The 17,876-nt window shown below is 69.6% G+C and carries 15 protein-coding genes; 10 read left to right on the top strand and 5 right to left on the bottom strand.

Annotation, left to right across the window (positions count from 1 at the left end):
* Positions 1-42 precede the first annotated feature (42 nt).
* Positions 43-552, top strand: a complete 510-nt coding sequence (locus ACGFH6_RS27475; RefSeq protein ID WP_393389502.1) for a DUF2087 domain-containing protein — start codon at positions 43-45, stop codon at positions 550-552.
* Here the strand turns inward: ACGFH6_RS27475 and ACGFH6_RS27470 are convergent, their stop codons facing one another.
* Positions 553-3,252 (bottom strand): GNAT family N-acetyltransferase, encoded by a 2,700-nt coding sequence (locus tag ACGFH6_RS27470; RefSeq protein WP_393389499.1) that lies wholly within the window; start codon positions 3,250-3,252, stop codon positions 553-555.
* Between the two features lie 43 nt (positions 3,253-3,295).
* Here ACGFH6_RS27470 and ACGFH6_RS27465 point away from each other — a divergent pair, with 43 nt between their 5' ends.
* The 4 genes from ACGFH6_RS27465 (at position 3,296) to ACGFH6_RS27450 (ending at position 7,208) form a co-directional block, all read left to right on the top strand.
* The gene (locus tag ACGFH6_RS27465) at positions 3,296-4,339 is read left to right on the top strand and encodes an SLC13 family permease (protein WP_393389496.1); all 1,044 of its coding nucleotides are present in this window, start codon (positions 3,296-3,298) and stop codon (positions 4,337-4,339) included.
* A 91-nt stretch (positions 4,340-4,430) separates the two neighbouring features.
* Positions 4,431-6,152, top strand: coding sequence for an AMP-binding protein (locus ACGFH6_RS27460; protein WP_393389494.1), 1,722 nt, complete (start codon positions 4,431-4,433; stop codon positions 6,150-6,152).
* A gap of 43 nt (positions 6,153-6,195) precedes the next feature.
* On the top strand, positions 6,196-6,963 hold the full coding sequence (locus ACGFH6_RS27455; RefSeq protein WP_393389491.1) for an ABC transporter permease: 768 nt from the start codon (positions 6,196-6,198) through the stop codon (positions 6,961-6,963).
* Entirely contained in the window at positions 6,960-7,208 is a 249-nt protein-coding gene (locus tag ACGFH6_RS27450; protein WP_393389488.1) for a DUF2630 family protein, read from the top strand. Before ACGFH6_RS27455 ends, ACGFH6_RS27450 begins: the two co-directional genes overlap by 4 nt.
* Before the next feature lie 48 nt (positions 7,209-7,256).
* On the opposite strand, the gene ACGFH6_RS27445 is transcribed toward ACGFH6_RS27450, so the two are convergent.
* From ACGFH6_RS27445 to ACGFH6_RS27430, 4 genes are read right to left on the bottom strand one after another with little or no spacing between them, the layout of a single operon-like run.
* Positions 7,257-7,679, bottom strand: coding sequence for a TIGR03667 family PPOX class F420-dependent oxidoreductase (locus ACGFH6_RS27445; RefSeq protein ID WP_393389485.1), 423 nt, complete (start codon positions 7,677-7,679; stop codon positions 7,257-7,259).
* A gap of 18 nt (positions 7,680-7,697) precedes the next feature.
* Positions 7,698-8,099, bottom strand: a complete 402-nt coding sequence (locus ACGFH6_RS27440) for a CoA-binding protein (RefSeq protein WP_360448890.1) — start codon at positions 8,097-8,099, stop codon at positions 7,698-7,700.
* A gap of 21 nt (positions 8,100-8,120) precedes the next feature.
* On the bottom strand, positions 8,121-8,774 hold the full coding sequence (locus tag ACGFH6_RS27435) for a response regulator transcription factor (RefSeq protein ID WP_131357711.1): 654 nt from the start codon (positions 8,772-8,774) through the stop codon (positions 8,121-8,123).
* Positions 8,756-10,033: a sensor histidine kinase gene (locus tag ACGFH6_RS27430; protein WP_393389481.1), complete on the bottom strand. Its 1,278-nt coding sequence runs from the start codon at positions 10,031-10,033 to the stop codon at positions 8,756-8,758. Before ACGFH6_RS27430 ends, ACGFH6_RS27435 begins: the two co-directional genes overlap by 19 nt.
* Positions 10,034-10,154: 121 nt before the next feature.
* On the opposite strand from ACGFH6_RS27430, the gene ACGFH6_RS27425 reads away from it, so the two are divergent.
* The 5 genes from ACGFH6_RS27425 (at position 10,155) to ACGFH6_RS27405 (ending at position 17,846) form a co-directional block, all read left to right on the top strand.
* Positions 10,155-10,922, top strand: a complete 768-nt coding sequence (locus ACGFH6_RS27425) for an ABC transporter ATP-binding protein (protein WP_393389479.1) — start codon at positions 10,155-10,157, stop codon at positions 10,920-10,922.
* Positions 10,922-12,844 (top strand): FtsX-like permease family protein, encoded by a 1,923-nt coding sequence (locus tag ACGFH6_RS27420; protein WP_393389476.1) that lies wholly within the window; start codon positions 10,922-10,924, stop codon positions 12,842-12,844. Before ACGFH6_RS27425 ends, ACGFH6_RS27420 begins: the two co-directional genes overlap by 1 nt.
* A 133-nt stretch (positions 12,845-12,977) precedes the next feature.
* The gene (locus ACGFH6_RS27415; RefSeq protein ID WP_393389472.1) at positions 12,978-15,440 is read left to right on the top strand and encodes a DNA topoisomerase (ATP-hydrolyzing) subunit A; all 2,463 of its coding nucleotides are present in this window, start codon (positions 12,978-12,980) and stop codon (positions 15,438-15,440) included.
* 4 nt (positions 15,441-15,444) lie between these two features.
* Entirely contained in the window at positions 15,445-16,152 is a 708-nt protein-coding gene (locus tag ACGFH6_RS27410; protein WP_393389469.1) for an LppX_LprAFG lipoprotein, read from the top strand.
* Complete coding sequence (locus ACGFH6_RS27405) at positions 16,149-17,846, top strand: MFS transporter (protein WP_393389466.1); 1,698 nt, start codon at positions 16,149-16,151, stop codon at positions 17,844-17,846. The genes ACGFH6_RS27410 and ACGFH6_RS27405 overlap by 4 nt, the downstream gene beginning before the upstream one ends.
* Positions 17,847-17,876 lie beyond the last annotated feature (30 nt).

Raw genomic sequence — 17,876 nt, 5'->3', positions numbered from 1 at the left:
CGGCGGCGAAATCGGGTTGCGGCCGACATTAGCGTGGAAGGCATGAACGCCGACCAACTCTGTGGGCTCCTGGCCGAACCGTCGAGGCTGCGGACGTACTCCGCCGTCGTCCTCGGCGCGACCACCGCGGACGAGGTTGCCGGGAGCACCGGACTGGCCCAGCCTGTCGTCGTCAAAGCCCTGCAGCGGTTGTTCAAGGGCGGCCTGGTCACGGCCGACGGAGACCGTCTGCAGGCGGACGAGTCGGCGTTCAAGGACGCGGTCCGCGAGAGCCGTCCGGAGTGGGTGCCGCTCGATCCCGATCCGGAGCGGGACGCCGTACTGAGGTCCTTCGTCCGCGACGGCCGGCTGACCCACTTCCCGACCTTCCCGGAGAAGCTCCGGGTCGTGCTGGAGCATCTGGTGACGAGCTTCGAACCCGGCCGCAGCTACCCGGAGTCCGAGGTCAACGAGATCCTGAACCGCTGGCACCCGGACCACGCGGCGCTTCGACGCGAACTGGTCGACGCGCGCCTGCTCAGCCGCACCGACAGCATCTACACGCGGACCTGATCAGGTCAGGCGGCGGGCCGGGGCGTCCTGGCGGGGCTTCTCGTTCGGGGCGATGCGGATCGTGGTGTCCAGGACCGTGGCGCCCTCGGCGGCGGCCAGGACCGACCGCAGGTCCAGGCGCACGACCTCCTCCAGGTCGAGGGTCAGCCGGGACACCCGGTGCAGGAGGCTCTCGATCGCGGCGATGTCGACCGGGTCGGAGCCGCGGTAGCCGTACAGCAGCGGCGCCGCGCGAACCTCGCGGACCATCTCCGCGGCGTCCCGCGTCGTCAGCGGCGGCATCCGGTACGAGCGGTCGCCGAGCAGGTCGGTCGCGACCCCGGACAGGCCGAACGTCACGACCGGTCCGAACGAGACGTCCTCGAGCGCGGAGATGACCACGGGTACGCCGGGCGGCGCCATCTTCTGTACGACGAACTGGGCCCGGCCCGGATCGGCGGCGACCCCGAACATCTGCGTCATCTCCGCCCAGGCCGCGCGCATGTCGTCCTCGTCGTGGATGTGGCGCCAGATGTCGGCCAGGTCCGGCCGCATCCGCCACTGCTCCGCGGTCGCCTTCAGGATCACCTCGAACCCGAGATCCGCCGCGCGCGCCACGGCCTCGTCCGCGCTCAGCACCGGGAACGCGGGAAGCACGTTGATCCCGTAGAAACTGAGCAGCCGCTGCCGGTCCGCGTCGTCCAGGTCGGCGCCACTCGGATGCCGCTGCAGGAACTCGGCGACGAAGTCCTCGGCCCCAGGGGTGTCCACGTCCGCCAGGTCCGGGATCCGGCTGTCCGACCGCCGCCGCCATTCGCCGTACTGCGTCGCCTTCGCCAGGGCACCCACGGCGTACTGCGGATTGAGGAACGACGGGATCGAACCGCGGGCCGCACCGCCGTGGTCGTCCGGGACGCGGAGCGCCTCGGGCACGCTGCGCGAGGCGAGGAACGTGGAGACCACGGGCTTGTCCGATCCGGCCGCGGCCGCCGCGAGGACCTGAGCGACCTCGGCGCCGTTCGACTGCACCGGCGGGGTGTAGATCACCACGACCGAGTCCACCCGGTCGTCGTCGAACACCTCCGACAGTGCCAGCCCGAAGTCCTCGGCGGTCGCGTCCGCGCTGAGGTTGCGCGGCTCCCCCGCCACATCCAGCCCACACCCCGCCATCGTGTCGAGCGCGAGCAGAGTCAGGGCATCGGAGTTGCTGACGACCGCGACCCGGCGGCCCTTCGGCAACGGCTGGTGGGCCAGCAGCTGAGCGACGTCGAACAGTTCGCCGGTGGTGTCCACGCCGATCAGCCCGCTCTGCCGGAACAGCGACTCGATGGTGGCGGCAGGCAACTGACTGCGCCGGACCATCTGGCCCAGCGGCACTCCTTGCGTGGCGCGACCGGACTTCAGCGCGATCACCGGCTTGCGGCGGGCGAGCCGGCGCGCGACCCGGCTGAACTTGCGTGGGTTGCCCAGCGACTCCAGGTACAGCAGCACGACCTCGGTCGCCTCGTCGGAATACCAGAACTGCATCAGGTCGTTGCCCGACACATCGGCCCGGTTGCCGGCCGAGACGAAGGTCGACAACCCCAGGCCACGGCCGACCATGTCGGCCAGGATCGGCACGCCGAGCGCACCCGACTGGCAGAAGAAGGCGACCCGGCCCTTGCTCGGCATCAACGGTGACAACGTCGCGTTCAGCGACACCCCGGGCGCGGTGTTGATCAGACCGAGCGCGTTCGGCCCGATCACCCGCATCCCGTAGGACCGGGCCAGACCGACCAGGTACCGCTGGAGCTTCCGGCCTTCACCACCGATCTCGGCGAACCCGCTCGACACCACGACGAGCCCGCGCACACCCTTCGCGGCACAGTCCAGTACGACGTCCGCCACCAACTCCGCGCGTACTGCGACCACCGCGAGGTCGACCGTGTCGTCTACGTCCCGGATCGTCGGGTACGCCGGAACGCCTTCGATCTCGGTGGCCTTCGTGTCGGTGTTGACGGCGTACAGGCGGCCGGGGAATCCGCCGTCGCGCAGGTTGCGCAGCAGCGCGTTCCCGATCGTGCCCTCGCGCCGGCTCGCACCGATCACCGCGACCGCGTTGGGCGTCAGCAATCGCGCGATCGACAAGGCCTCGGAGCGCTGTTCCCGGGCCTGCATCACGCCGAACGAGGTGTCGGTCGGCGCGATGTCGAACTCGACCACGATCACGCCGTCCTCGAACTCCCGGGCCACCTTGTAGCCGGCCTCGGCGAAGACGGTGATCATCTTCCGGTTGTCCGGCAGCACCTCGGCGACGAACCGGTGGATCCCGTTCTCCCGGGCGGCCTGGGCCAGATGCTCGAGTAACAGCTGCCCGAGGCCGCGGCCCTGGTGCGCGTCCTCGATCAGGAACGCGACCTCCGCGGTCCGCCGGCCGGTCCGCTCGTACCGCCCGACGCCGATCATCTCGCTACCGACGGTGACGATCAGTGCCAGCCGGTCGTGGTAGTCGACCTGCGTGAATCGCGCCACATCCCGGTCCGACAGCTGGGGGTACGGGGCGAAGAAGCGGTAATACTTCGACTGTTCGGACACGCGGGCGTAGAACGCCACCAGCAGCTCGGCGTCACCCGGAGTGATCGGCCGCAGATGGGCGGTAGCGCCGTCCCGGAGTACGACGTCCGCCTCGTAGCCGTCGGGGTATCCGGCCGGGTGGTGGAGGTCCTGCTCCGGCGGGGTCACCCGGCCCAGCCTACTCAACCAGCCCGGCGGGAGGTCGTGCATTTTGATCGCGCGAATCGCGCCTGTGCTGGTGTTCCTGATCGCGGTGACCGTCATCGCCGAGCTGGCCGACGAGGCGAAGCTGTTCGACGTCGCGGCCCGGGAGGCGGCCCACCTGGCCCGGGGCAAGGTCTGGCGGCTGTGGCTGCTCGTGGTCGTGCTCGCCACCGGGCTGACGATCGTGCTGTCCCTCGACACGTGCGCGGTCCTGCTCACGCCGGTCGTGCTCGCGATGGCCCGGCAGCTGGACGTCCCGCCGAAGTTGTTCGCGTTCACCACCGTCTGGCTGGCCGGGACCGCCTCCTTGTTACTGCCGGTGTCGAACCTGACCAACCTGCTCGCGCTCCATCAGTTCCGCAAGCTCGACGTCGCTTACCTCTCGGTGAGCTGGCGGCCGGCGATCGCCGCGATCGTGATCACGGTCGCCGTGCTCGCGATCCTGTTCCACCGGGATCTCGGCCGGACGTACGTCGTACCGCCGACTCCTCAGGTGGACGACAAGGTGCTGTTCTGGGGCTCGGCCGGCGTGTGCGTGCTGCTCGGACCGGCGTTCGTGTCCGGGATCGAGGTGGCAGTGCCCGCGAGTATCGGAGCGGTGGTGCTTGTCGTGCTGTTCGCGGTACGGCGACGGTCGACGCTCAGGTGGTCGCTGATCCCGGCGAAGCTTGTGATCACCGTGGTGGTGTTGTTCACCGTCGTCGGATTCCTCACCGACCACGGGCTGGAGGACCTGCTGAACCGGGTCGCCGGGACCACGTCCCAGCTCCGGCTGAGTGCGACCGCAGCCCTCGGGGCCAACCTGGTCGACAATCTCCCGGCGTACCTGGCGATGGAGCCGGTCGCGTCGAACGACGCCCACCGGATGATGGCGCTGCTCATCGGCGTCAACTGCGGCTGCCTGTTGACCCTCTGGGGGTCCCTGGCCACTCTGCTGTGGCGAGCCCGCTGCGACGCCGCCCGCGTCGACATCACCTGGTGGTCGTTCCTGTGGCGCGGCCTGATCCTGACCCCGCTCGTAGTCACGGGCGCAGTGCTGGCGCTCGGCTGACGGTCCCAGGGTTCGAAGCGGCGTGTCCGCAGGTCAGACACCCGGAGTGGCACGGTTTACCGGGCGGTAGTGGTTGGGCAATAGTGCGGTCATGAGCCCAGCGGACAGCAGTGAGCAGAGCACGGCGGACGTGACGCGGGAGTTCCGGGCGGCGCGGGACTTCCTGGTGGCGCATCGGGAGGACTACGAGACGGCGTACCGGGACTTCAGCTGGCCGCGGTTCGAGCGGTTCAACTGGGCCCGGGACTGGTTCGACGCGCTGGCGGTCGAGCAGCCCGAGGTGGCCGCGCTGACCATCGTCGAGGAGGACGGCGAGGTCAACTCACGGACGTACGCCGAGATGGCCGAGCAGTCCCGCAAGGTCGCCGGCTGGCTCACCGAGGCCGGTCTGAAGCCGGGCGATCGGGTGCTGATCGTGCTCGGCAACACCGTCCCGCTCTGGGAGACCATGCTCGGCTGCATCCGGGCCGGCGCTGTCATGATCCCCGCCACCACGCTGCTCACCGACGCCGATCTAGCGGACCGGATCACCCGCGGCAGTGTTCGAGCTGTCGTCACCAGCAGTGCGGAGGCCGGCCGGTACGCCGGTATCGCCGACCACTGCATCCGCGTCGCCGTCGGCGCACCGGTCGAGGGCTGGCTGCAGTACGACGACGCGGCGACGTACGACGGACCGGTCCCCGAAGTCGACACGGCGGCCGACGACTCGCTGCTGCTCTACTTCACCTCGGGTACGACGAGCCAGCCGAAGCTGGTCGAGCACACGCAGGTCAGCTACCCGGTCGGTCACCTGTCGACGATGTACTGGATCGGTCTCCAGCCCGGCGACGTCCACCTCAACGTCTCCTCCCCCGGCTGGGCGAAGCACTCCTGGAGCAACGTCTTCGCGCCCTGGAACGCCGGCGCGACCGTGTTCCTGTACAACTACACCCGCTTCGACGCCGAGAAGATGCTGCGGGTCCTGCCGACGTACGGCGTGACCACGTTCTGCGCGCCGCCGACGGTGTGGCGGATGCTCATCCAGGCGGACCTGTCCGCGGTGAAGGTACAGATCCGCGAGTGCATCTCGGCGGGCGAGCCGCTCAACCCCGAGGTGATCGAGCAGGTCCGTACCGCGTGGGACATCACCATCCGGGACGGGTACGGCCAGACCGAGACGACCGCCCAGATCGGCAACCCGCCCGGTCAGCCGGTCAAGCTCGGTTCGATGGGCCGCCCGCTGCCCGGCTACAGCATCGCGCTGATCGACCCGACCACCGACGAGATCGGCGACGACGGCGAGATCTCCATCGAACTGGCCCCGGCGCCGGTCCCGCTGATGCGCGGCTACCGCGACGCCCGGGAGCTGACCGACGAGGTGATGCGCGGCGGCTACTACCACACCGGCGACGTCGCGAGCCGGGACGAGGACGGCTACATCACGTACGTCGGGCGCTCCGACGACGTGTTCAAGGCCAGTGACTACCGGATCTCGCCGTTCGAGCTGGAGTCCGTGCTGATCGAGCATCCCGCCGTGGCCGAGGCGGCCGTCGTACCGTCGCCGGATCCGGTCCGGCTCGCGGTGCCCAAGGCGTACGTCGTACTGGCCGCCGGCCACCAGCCGTCGCGCGAGCTGGCCGGCGAGATCCTGCGGTTCTGCCGCGAGCACCTGGCGCCGTACAAGCGGATCCGGCGGATCGAGTTCGCCGAGCTGCCGAAGACGATCTCGGGCAAGATCCGGCGGGTCGAGCTGCGCGCGGACGAGGCGTCGAAGGTGGAGAGCGGGTCCGGCGGCGAGCACACGTACGACGAGGCCGACTTCAAGCAAGGGTGAGTCAGCGCACCCCGGACGAGGGGGTGCGTGCTGAAATGGGCGGATGTCCCTCGACACCGGCCTGGGCCTCGCCGCGGTCGTCGTCCTGCCGCTGCTGATCGTGATCGGCGTCGCCGCGTCCCGGTACGCCGGAACCCGGCACGACAAGGGGATCGTCACCGCGGCCCTGCGCGCCGTCGTCCAGCTGGCCGCCGTCGGCGCGGTGGTCGGGGTCGCCCTGCAGCACACGCTCGGGGCGATCGCGTTCGTGCTGGTGATGTTCGTGGTCGCGACCTTCACCAGCACGCGGCGGCTCCATCAGACCGCCGTCATCCCACAGCAGTGGATGTACTGCGGGACCGCGATCGGTCTCGGTGCGCTCGTCGTACTCCTGCTGCTGATCGGGCCGGGCGTCGTACCGCGCAACCCGGCGACGATCCTGCCGATGGGCGGCATCATCATCGGCGGCACGATGACCGCGACCACGCTGGCCGGACGCCGGATGCTGAGCGAGTACGGGACCCGGTTCGGCGAGTTCGAGGCCGGGCTGTCGATCGGGCTGCTCCCGCCGGACGCGTTCAAGCTGGTGGTCGGCCCGGTGGCGGGCGACGCGCTGCTGCCCGCACTCGACCAGACCCGGACCGTGGGGCTGGTGTCGCTGCCCGGGGCGTTCGTCGGGATGGTGCTCGGCGGCGCGTCGCCCACCGAGGCCGCCGCGTTGCAGCTCGTGGTCCTGCTCGGCCTGATCGCGTCCGAGTCGATCGCGATCCTGGCCATCACCGAACTCCTCGCCCGCGCCCGGCTTCCGGACGGGCGTACGGTTTCCTCATGACCGATGACAAGAGCCTCTTCAGCCGGATCGACGAGCTGGTCGCCGAAGAGCACGAGCTCCGCACCAAGCACGCCGGTGGGAAGATCAACGACGCCGACGAGCACGCCCGCCTGCGGGCCCTCGAGGTCGAGCTCGACCAGTGCTGGGACCTCCTCCGGCAGCGCCGCGCCAAGCGCGAGTTCGGCGAGAACCCCGACACCGCCCAGCCCCGCTCCGCCGACACCGTCGAGGGCTACCTCAACTGAACACCTGGGGGTTCCTGGCGACGGTGCCTGCTACCGCTGGTCTGAGGGTCAGAAACCGCGGAGTTTCTCGGGCGTGATGCGGATCAGGACCGAGTAGTCCTGGTGGAAGCCGTCGGTGGTCATCCCGAGGCCGGCGATGTCGTCGGCGTACTTCGCGTTGTAGGCGGCCAGGGCGTCGCCGGAGATCGGCTGATCGTCGATCACCGCCGTACCGGAGATGACGCCGACGTCTCCCCCGGTGTGGGTGGCGTTGAAGTTCAGCGCCACCTGCGAGCGGGCGGCGATGTTGCGCAGCTTGGCCTTGTTCGGCTGGCTGCTGATCAGCAGCTCGCCGTTGTGCCAGAGGAACCAGACCGGGGTCGGCGCCGGCGTACCGGACGTGCCGACCGTGGTCAGCCACACCACGATCTCGTCGTCCAGCTGCCGTGCGATCCGCTTGCCGAAGTCGGTGGAAGTGTCGATCGTGAACATCAGGCCCCTTGGGTTTGGTCAGGACGGACCGAGGCGCCCCCACTCGATGGCCGGGCAGTGGTTCATCACCATCGTGAGTCCCGCGGCCGTCGTCCGGGCGTAGGCGTCATCGTCCACTACATCGAGTTGGAACCACACCGCCTTGGCGTTGATTCCCACCGCCTGGTCCGCGATGTCGCCGGCCAGCTCGGACCGGACGAACACGTCCACGCAGTCCACCGGGAACGGGATGTCCGCCAGCGTCGCGTACCCCTGCTCGCCGTGCACGGTCTCGGCCGCGGGGTGCACCGGCACGATCCGCTTGCCGTGCCCCTGCAGGAACCGCGCCACGCCGTACGCCGCCCGGCTCGTGTTGTTCGACAACCCCACCACGGCCCAGGTCTGGCAGTCCGCCAGGATCTTCCGGATATCACTGTCCATACCTAGATCCTCTCGCGAGCTTCAACCCCGCAGGTAGGTGAGGACGGCGGAGACGCGCCGGTCCAGTCCTTCGTCGAGCTGCAGCTTCGCGAAGATGTTGCCGACGTGCTTGCGTACGGCGGCCTCGCTGACGACCAGCTGCTCCGCGATCGACGCGTTCACCCGGCCCTCGGCCATCAGCGCGAGCACCTCCAGCTCCCGCGGCGTGAGCGCGGACAGCGGCCCGTCGTTCCGGCGCCGGGCCAGCAGCTGACGCACCACCTCGGGGTCGACCACCATCCCGCCGTCGGCGACCCGGTCGAGCGACTCGAGGAACTCCGCGACATGCCCGACCCGGTCCTTCAGCAGGTAGCCGATCCCGCCGGTCGTTGTCTCGAGCAACGATGACAGGTACGCATCCGCGACGTACTGCGACAGCACGAGGATCCCGATCGACGGCAGCTCGGCCCGGATCGCGGCGGCCGCCCGTAGCCCCTCGTCGCTGTGCCCCGGCGGCATCCGGACATCGGTGATCACCACATCCGGAGGGTCCTTGCGGACGACGGCGAGCAGGGTGTCCCCGTCTCCGACGGTGTCCCGTACCTCGTGCCCGGCGCGATCCAGGATGCTGGCCAGCCCCTCCCGCAACAGCAGCGAGTCTTCGGCCAGCACGATGCTCAGTCGCCGAGTCGGCACGGGCACTCCATCCTCAGTCGCGTCGGCCCACCGGATGGGCTGTCGATGACGAGTGTGCCTCCCAACGCGTCCAATCGGGTCACCAACCCGGTCAGTCCGGTCCCGGTACCGACCCGCGCGCCGCCGATCCCGTCGTCGGTGACCGTGATGACCAACTGCTGCCGATCGACCCACCCGGCCACCTCGCAGTGCGTGGCCTGAGCGTGCTTCGCGACGTTCCCGAGCGCCTCACTGACGACGAAATACGCCGCCGCCTCGATCGGCGACGGCAACCGCGAGGGCAACGCCATCTGCACAGTCACCGGCAGCGGACTTCGGTCCGCCACCTCCCGTACGGCGGCCTCCAGCCCGTGGTCGACCAGCACCCGCGGGTGGATCCCGCGGACCGCCTCGCGCAGATCGGCCAGCGCCGCCTCCGCCTCGGCATGCGCCTTCTCCACCAGCCGCCGGCCCTCCCCCTCGGGCACGTCCAGCTCGGCCAGTCCGAGCGTCATCGTGAGCCCGACGAGCCGCTGCTGTACGCCGTCGTGCAGATGCCGCTCGATCCGGGCCCGCTCGGTCTCGAACGCGTCCACCAGATCCAGCCGCGACCGCCGCAACTCGGCCAGGTTCCGCCGCAGTTCGTCCTGCCGCGGACCGAGCATCGCCCTCGCCAGCGACGCTTCCGCTCCGGCGACCACACCAACCAGGTAGGAGCTCACGACGAAGAACGGCGGCCCGAACGCGACCAGGAAGATGAGCCCTTCCTGGGTCGAGTCCAGGATCCACGGCCCCATCCCCATCTCGTCGATGCCGGCGATGATCGGCGCGGCCAGCGTGGTGAGCAGGGTGGCCGCGCTCAGCCCGGCCACCGCCAGACTGAGCGGCCAGACGAAGACGCCGAGGACGAACCCGTACCCGACGGACCGCAGCGACGCCTGCTCGCGACGGCGGAACTTCAGCTTCTCCCGCACCGACAGCGACGCGGGCATGTCCGCGTGCGGAGTCTTGATGCCGTCGACCAGCACCAGTCCGGCACGCCACCGCTCGACCCTGCCGATCGCGACGCCGATCAGCGGGAACGCCGTCAGCAGCAGCACCCCGATCAGGATCGGGCTCAGGACGATGCTGGCCGCGGCCGCGACGATGAGGATGGCGATGGTCAGTACACCGACCGGTACCGAGGTGAACAGATAGGCGTAGCTGCGCCACGGCCAGGACGACACCATGTAGCTCGGTGACGCGAGCGCTGCCCACGGCGTCATCGGCCTGGTCGTCACGGGTCCGTTCACCTTGCCAACCCTAGGTCCGGCGTGGCCCGCCGGACGGTAGCGTGTGCGCTACTACAGGTCTCCTCCACAGGCCAGGGTGGAAACGCCGTACCGGCGGTTGGCTGGAACCATGACCGCTACCGCGCCGACGTATCCGAGCGTCGTACCCACCGAAGCGCCGGCCTTGCTGCTGGACGGCATCACCAAGACCTACCGCTCCAAAGCCGGGGCGGTCGACGCGCTGCGAGGCGTGACGTACCACTTCGCCCGCGGCTCGTTCACGGCCGTCATGGGTCCGTCCGGCTCCGGCAAGTCGACCCTGCTCCAGTGCGCGGCGGGACTCGACCAGCCCACCGGCGGGACCGTCGTCCTGGGCGGGACCAAGCTGAACGGGCTCGACGAGGTCGCGCTCACCAAGCTGCGGCGTGAGGAGATGGGGTTCGTCTTCCAGGCGTACAACCTGCTCCCTTCGCTGACCGTGTACGACAACGTGGCACTGCCACTGCGGTTGACCGGTCGCCGCCCGAGCCGGGGCGACGTCCATCGGGTGCTCGAGCAGGTCGGGCTGGAGGGGAAGGCCAAGCGCCGGCCGGCTGAGTTGTCCGGTGGGCAGCAGCAGCGGGTCGCGATCGCGCGAGCGCTGATCACCCGGCCATCGGTGTTCTTCGCCGATGAGCCGACCGGTGCGCTGGACAGCGGGACGAGCCGGCAGATCCTCGGGCTGTTGCGCGAGGCAACCGACCGGGCCGGGCAGACGGTGGTGATCGTCACGCACGATCCGGTGGCCGCGGCGTACGCCGAGCGGGTGCTGTTCCTGTCCGACGGGCTGATCGCGGGTCACCTCGACCGCGGCACGCCGGGCCAGATCTCCGCCGCCATGAGCGACCTGGAACGCTGATGTTCTACCTCAGCCGCCAGACGGTCAGCCGTCACCGCTCCCTGTACGCCGGTTCGTTCGTGGCATTGGCCGTCGGGGTCTTCCTCCTCGGACTCGCAGCCACCGCGACGGCCGCCACGATCGCCTACCGCGGCCCGCTCGCCGACAGCATCACCGTGACGACGCTGGGCGGCAACGACACCGCACCGACGCAGGTCCGGGTGCCGACGTCGGCCGCGGACACGTCCGGGCTGCAGGTCGTCCTCAGCATGGTCGGGACGATCAGCGGATTCATCACGATCTTCGTCATCGCCAGCACGTTCGCCTTCGCGGTGGCGTCCAGGCGCCGCGAGCTCGGTCTGCTCCGGCTCATCGGCGCGACACCGCGGCAGGTACGGCGGATGATCCTCGGCGAAGCGTTCGCGGTCGCGCTGGTGGCCGCGCTGACCGGTGCGGTGCTGGCGCAGTTGGCGACTCCCCTGCTGCTGCGCAAAGCGTCGTACACCGAACTGGCGCCGGTGAAACTGGAGCCGGCCCCGCCGTGGGTGCCGCTGGCGATCGCGGTCGGTGCCGGACTGCTCGTGGCCATGCTCGGCGCCCGGTCCGCCGCCCGGCGGGCTGGACGGGTCGGGCCGATCGACGCACTGCGGGAGTCCGCACTGGAGCCACCGCGGATCGGGCCCGTCCGGATCGTGTTCGGGCTGCTCTTTATGGCCGGGTCGATCACGCTGCTGACACTGATCCGGCCGTCGACCGGCGAGGGCGTGATGCCGCTGGCCATGTTCACGCCGATGCTCCTGGTCATCGGGCTGACCCTGCTCGCACCGCTGGTCGTCCCGTGGATCAGCCGGCTGTGGGCGCTTCCGCTGACCGCCTGGACCCGGGTGTCCGGGAGTCTCGCGCGCAGCAACGTGGTCGCCGCGCCGAGGCGCAGCGCGTCGCTGGCAGCACCGATTCTGGCGATCTCGGCGGTCGCCGGGTCGATGGTGCTCAGCCTCAGCTTCGCCGCCGACAGCGCCGAGGCGACGATCCGCGATTACGTTCGTGCACCGATCGTCGTAACTGGTGCCGCCGAGCTCGACGCCAGTGTGGGCACGGTGGACGCCGGGTTGCCGGTTCAATTCATCCGGATCGGCCAGGACTACGCCGAACTCGAGGACGCCGAGGGGATCGTCCCCGCGATCGCGACGCAGACCCGCAATCTCACCCCGCTGTCCGGTGATCTGGGCAAGCTCACCGGAAATACTGTTGCTATTAGCAAGGAAATATCCAGTTTCGAGCACTACAAGGTCGGCGACGAGCTGCCGGTGACGTTCCTGGACAAGACCGCCGCCAAGCTCCGGATCGTCGCGATCGTCCCGGACGCCTTCGGCGTCAACCCGTCGTTCCTGATCCCGCTCGACCTTGCCCGCAAGCACGCTCCGTCCGCCGTACCCGACCGGAGCTTCGTTCTGCCTGCTCCCGGTGTCGATCTGCTCGGCACGGTCGACCACGCCGTACCGGCGGCCGAGTGGGAAGCGGAGCAGGCCGAGGGCGTACGGAAGGGCAACCAGTTCGGGCTGATCATGCTGCTCGGCCCGGCCGCGCTGTACAGCGCCATCGCGATCGCCAACACGCTCCTGATGGGCAGCCTGCAGCGGCGCCACGAATTCGTCACCTCGCGGCTGCTGGGGGCCACGCCGGCGCAGATCCGCCGGATGGTCCTGTGGGAGTCCTCGCTGGTCGGCGCGGCCGCCCTCAGCCTCGGTACGGCGATCACCGTCACCGTCGGGATACTTCTCCGGCACGCCATGACGTCGGGCATGACCGACGTACCGGTGACGGTGCCGTGGGGTGTGCTGCTGGGTATCGCCGGACTTTGTCTGACGCTGGCGGTAGGGTCCGCTCTGGCCCCGACGACGTACATCCTGCGCCGGTCGCAGCCGTCCGCTGCGGTGGAATAGACCGGTATCGGGCGGATCGACCGGCGCAACGGTGGGTCGTGGCCAGGCAAAAGGCCGTTCACCAGCGACAATGGGCACGGCGCCGGACCGTCGCGGCGCCGTACCGGTTCGATCGAGGAGCAGTAAAACCCGCATGGCACGCCGTTCCAGCACCACCGCCGAGCCCGAGGACTTCGAGGAGCACATCCTCGACGTCGATGTCTCCGACGAGATGCGCGCGAGCTACCTGGAGTACGCCTACTCGGTGATCTACTCCCGGGCGCTGCCGGACGCGCGGGACGGGCTGAAACCGGTCCAGCGGCGGATCCTGTTCTCGATGGCGGAGAACAACATCCGCCCCGACCGCGGACATGTGAAGAGCGCCCGCGTCGTCGGTGAGGTCATGGGTAAGTACCACCCGCACGGCGACGGCGCGATCTACGACGCGCTGGTCCGGACCGCGCAGCCTTGGTCGATGCGGGTCCCGCTGATCGACGGCCACGGGAACTTCGGCTCGCTCGACGACGGTCCCGCCGCGATGCGGTACACCGAGTGCCGGATGGCGCCGCCGGCGATGGCGATGACGACCGGCCTGGACGAGGACGTCGTCGACTTCAAGCCGAACTACGACGGCCAGGAGGAAGAGCCGTCGGTGCTGCCGGCCGCCTTCCCGAACCTGGTCGTCAACGGCGCCTCCGGCATCGCGGTCGGGATGGCGACCAACATGGCCCCGCACAACCTGGTCGAGGTGATCCAGGCCCTGCGGCACCTGATCAAGACCCCGGCCGCCGACCTCGACGACCTGATGCGGTTCATCCCCGGCCCGGACCTGCCGACCGGCGGCAAGATCGTCGGCCTGGAGGGCATCAAGGACGCGTACGCAACCGGTCGCGGCAGCTTCAAGATGCGCGCCACCGCCCGGGTCGAGAACGTCACCCCGCGGCGCAAGGGCATCGTCGTCACCGAGCTGCCGTACTCCGTCGGCCCGGAGAAGGTGATCGAGAAGATCAAGACCCTGGTCCAGTCCAAGAAGCTGCAGGGCATCGCCGACGTCAAGGACCTGACCGACCGCACCCACGGCACCCAGCTGGTGATCGAGGTCAAGAACGGCTTCGTGCCCGAGGCGCTGCTGGAGCAGCTCTACAAGCTGACCCCGCTCGAGGACGCGTTCCACGTCAACAACGTCTGCCTGGTCGACGGCCAGCCGCGCACCCTCGGTCTGAAGGCCCTGCTCGAGGTCTACCTCGACCACCGGTACGACGTGACGCGGCGGCGCAGCGAGTTCCGCCGCAAGAAGGCGCAGGACCGGCTGCACATCGTCGACGGCCTGCTGATCGCGATCCTGGACATCGACGAGGTCATCCAGATCATCCGGACCAGCGACGACGCGCCCGCCGCCCGGACCCGGCTGATGGAGATCTACGACCTCACCGAGGTGCAGACCAACTACATCCTGGACATGCCGCTGCGCCGGCTGACGAAGTTCTCCAAGATCGAGCTGGAGACCGAGAAGGGCGAACTGGAGCGCGAGATCGAGCGACTGACCGCGATCCTCGAGGACCAGGCGCTGCTGAAGAAGACGGTCTCGGACGAGCTGGCCGAGGTCGCGAAGACGTACGGCACGCCGCGGCGGACCGTGCTGCTGGAGTCGTCGGGTGCGACCAAGACCGCGGCCGTGCCGCTCGAGGTCAGCGACGACCCGTGCTGGGTCCTGATGAGCTCGACCGGCCTGCTCGCCCGGACGAACGGCGTCGAGCCGTTCGGGACCGGCGACACCAGGGCGAAGCACGACGCGATCGTGTCCGCGGTGAAGAGCACGGCGCGCGGTCAGTACGGCCTGATCACCAGCGCGGGCCGGTTGATCCGGCTCGAGTCGCTGGACCTGCCCGCCGTACCGACGACCGCGAACGCGCCGAACCTGCAGGGTGGCGCGCCGGTGGCCGAGTTCGTGTCGCTCGAGCCCGGCGAGAGGGCGCTCGCGCTCACCACGATGGACCCGGACTCGATCGGCGTCGCCCTGGGTACGACGGGTGGCGTGGTCAAGCGGGTCGTCCCGGACCACCTGAGCAACCGCGACTCGTGGGAGATCGTCGGCCTCAAGGAGGGTGACGAGGTGATCGGTGCCGTCGAGCTGACCACCGGCGACGAGGAGCTGTGCTTCATCACGTCGGACGCCCAGTTGCTGCACTTCCCGGCGTCCGCGGTTCGGCCGCAAGGACGAACGGCGGGTGGCATGGCGGGCGTCCGCTTGGCCGCCGGCGCGAAGGTGGTCTTCTTCGGTGCGGTGAACGCTGGTCGCGACGCGCAGGTCGTCACCATCGCCGGCTCGTCGTCGGCGCTGCCGGGGACCGAGGTCGGTGCGGTGAAGGTGACGCCGTTCAGCGAGTACCCGGGCAAGGGTCGCGGCACTGGTGGTGTGCGGTGCCAGCGGCTGCTCAAGGGTGAGGACGGGCTGCTGCTCGGATTCGTCGGGGCGGCTCCGGTCCGGGCCAGTGCGAGCAGCGGTGCGCCGGTCGAGTTGCCTCCGATCGACCCACGGCGCGACGGCTCCGGCGTACCCGTGGCCCAACCGATTGCCGCGTGTGCTCCAGACAGTGTCAGTTACATGGCAGGCTGACCCCATGAAGAGACTCGTCGCGCTCGGCGCGGTGCTGGTACTGGCGCTGGCGGGGTGCAGCGACAAGAAGGATTCCGGGGACGGCGGCGGCCAGTCCGGTGACGACCCGGTCGCGATGCTCACGGCGGCCAAGAAGGCCATCGACGAGGCGGCCAGCGTGCACATCGTGCTGACCGGCCGGGACCTGCCGGAGACCGCGCAAACGCTGGCGTCCGGTGACGGCGTCGCGACCCATGCCCCGGCGTTCAAGGGGAAGCTGACCGTGCGCGCGGCCGGTTCGCCCATCGACGCGGAGGTCGTCGCGGTCGGCAGCAAGGTCTACGCGAAGCTCCCGCTCACCGGCCGGTTCCTCGAGCTGACCCCGTCCCAACTGGCCGGCCTCGGCGCGCCCGACCCGGCCATCCTGCTCGACCCGGCCAAGGGCCTGACCTCGATCCTGCCGACGGTGAAGGACCCGAAGATCAAGGGCGAGACCCGGGACGGCGCCAAGGTCCTGACCGAGATCACCGGCACGGTGCAGGGCAAGTCACTGCAGGGCATCTTCCCGAAGGCGCCCGCCGACCAGGACTTCCCGAGCTCGTTCAAGATCGACAACGACACCAAGCAGTTGGTCGCGGCGACCATCACCGGTCCGTTCTACGACGGCGCCACCAGCAGCTACGACGTCACCCTGGACAAGTACGGCGAGACGGTCGAGATCACCAAGCCGTGAGCGAGGACTCGCCCGTCGGCCGTGCGGCGCCGGTGAGCAGCCCGAGGACCAGGCTCACCCTGGCCTCGATCGCGGTGGCGTTCGCCGCGGCCGACACGTACGTCGTCGTCCTGGCGCTGCCGGACATGATGGCGGGCGTCGGGCTGTCGGTGGACGAACTGCAGCGGGCCGCGCCGATCATCTCGGGGTTCCTGCTCGGCTACATCGCCGTACTGCCGCTGATCGGGCGGATCGCCGACGTGGTCGGGCGTACGCCGGTGCTCGTCGGCGCGCTGATTCTGTTCGCGGTCGGATCACTCATCACGGCCGGGGCGTACGACCTCTCGCTGGTGGTAACCGGTCGGTTTCTTCAGGGTGTGGGTGGTGGTGGGCTCGTGCCCGCGACGCTGGCCCTGGTCGCCGACCTGTGGCCGGCTGACCGGCGTGGACTCCCCCTCGGCGTCGTCGGCGCGGTCCAGGAACTGGGGGCGGTGCTCGGGCCGCTGCTCGGTGCGGCGGTGCTGGCGGTCGCGGACTGGCGCTACATCTTCTGGCTCAATCTGACCGTCGCGGTTCTTCTCGCGCTCCTCCTCCGCGGCCTCAAGCCTCCACCGCTGTCAGCCGCGGTCGGCGTTCTCGCCTGCATTGCACTCGGGCTGACCATCACCGCGCCTGAGCGACTCGCGACCGGAGTCACGCTGGGCTTGCCCTTCGTACCGTTCACCGGGTCGTCCCGCCTGCTCACGCCGATCGGTGTGGTCACGCTCGTCCTGGCGCTGCTCTGGCTTGGGTTGGTGTTGTGGCGGACTCGCGGTCAGTTGAGCGCTGTGTTGTCGCAGGTGGACCTCGTCGGTGCTCTTCTGCTGGCTCTCGCGCTGGCCGGAGTGGTCTTGGCGTTCGCCACTGCTGACCCCGAGCGTGAACTGATGGCGCCTGCCGGTCCGTGGCTGCTGGTAGCTGCCGCGGCCTTTGCGGTCGGCTTCGCGATCTGGCAACGCCGTACGACGCGAGCGATCGTGCCGCGAGATCTGCTGGGTGCCCGGCCGGCGTGGGGCTCGCTGGCGGTCAGCTTCCTGGTCGGATGTGCGTTGATCGCGGCGCTGGTCGACGTACCGGTCTTCGCGCGGACCACTCAGGGCGGCGGGCAGTTGGCCGCGGCGCTCGTACTGCTGCGGTTCCTGATCGCATTGCCCGTGGGCGCGGTCGTCGGCGGGTGGCTCACCCGGCGCTTCGGGCTTGGTCTCATCACCGGCGCTGGTCTGGCGCTGGCTGGGGCGATGTTCGTCGTCATGGCCTTCTGGGGGCGGAACGCGCTCGATCACTTCCCGGCGACCGTCGTACTGCTGCTGTGCGGCTTCGGGTTCGGGCTGGCGTTGTCGCCGGTCAACACGGCGATGCTCGGCGCGACCCCCGCAGACACCCACGGTCTGGTCAGCGCGCTCGTCGTGGTGGCGCGCATGGTCGGCATGCTGGTCGGGGTGTCCGCGCTGACAGCGATCGGACTGCGGCGGTACTTCTCGATCGCCGACGACATCCCGTCTCCCAATGAGTTGTGCCCGTCGGCGCCCGGTTCCTGCCGGCCTTTCGTGGACGCGCTCCGCGACGCGGCAATTTCACAAGTTCACGCGATCTTCGCCGGAGCCGCCGTGTGCGCGTTCCTCGCCGCGATCCTGGCCGTCCTGCTGCTCGGCCGACGTGGCGTTGTGCACAGATGATGAGCATCACGCCGGACAGCCGTCTCACCT

This window comes from Kribbella sp. NPDC049227 (assembly GCF_043197265.1).
In the GTDB taxonomy this organism is placed as follows: domain Bacteria; phylum Actinomycetota; class Actinomycetes; order Propionibacteriales; family Kribbellaceae; genus Kribbella.
This window is presented reverse-complemented; position numbering and strand designations above follow the sequence as displayed.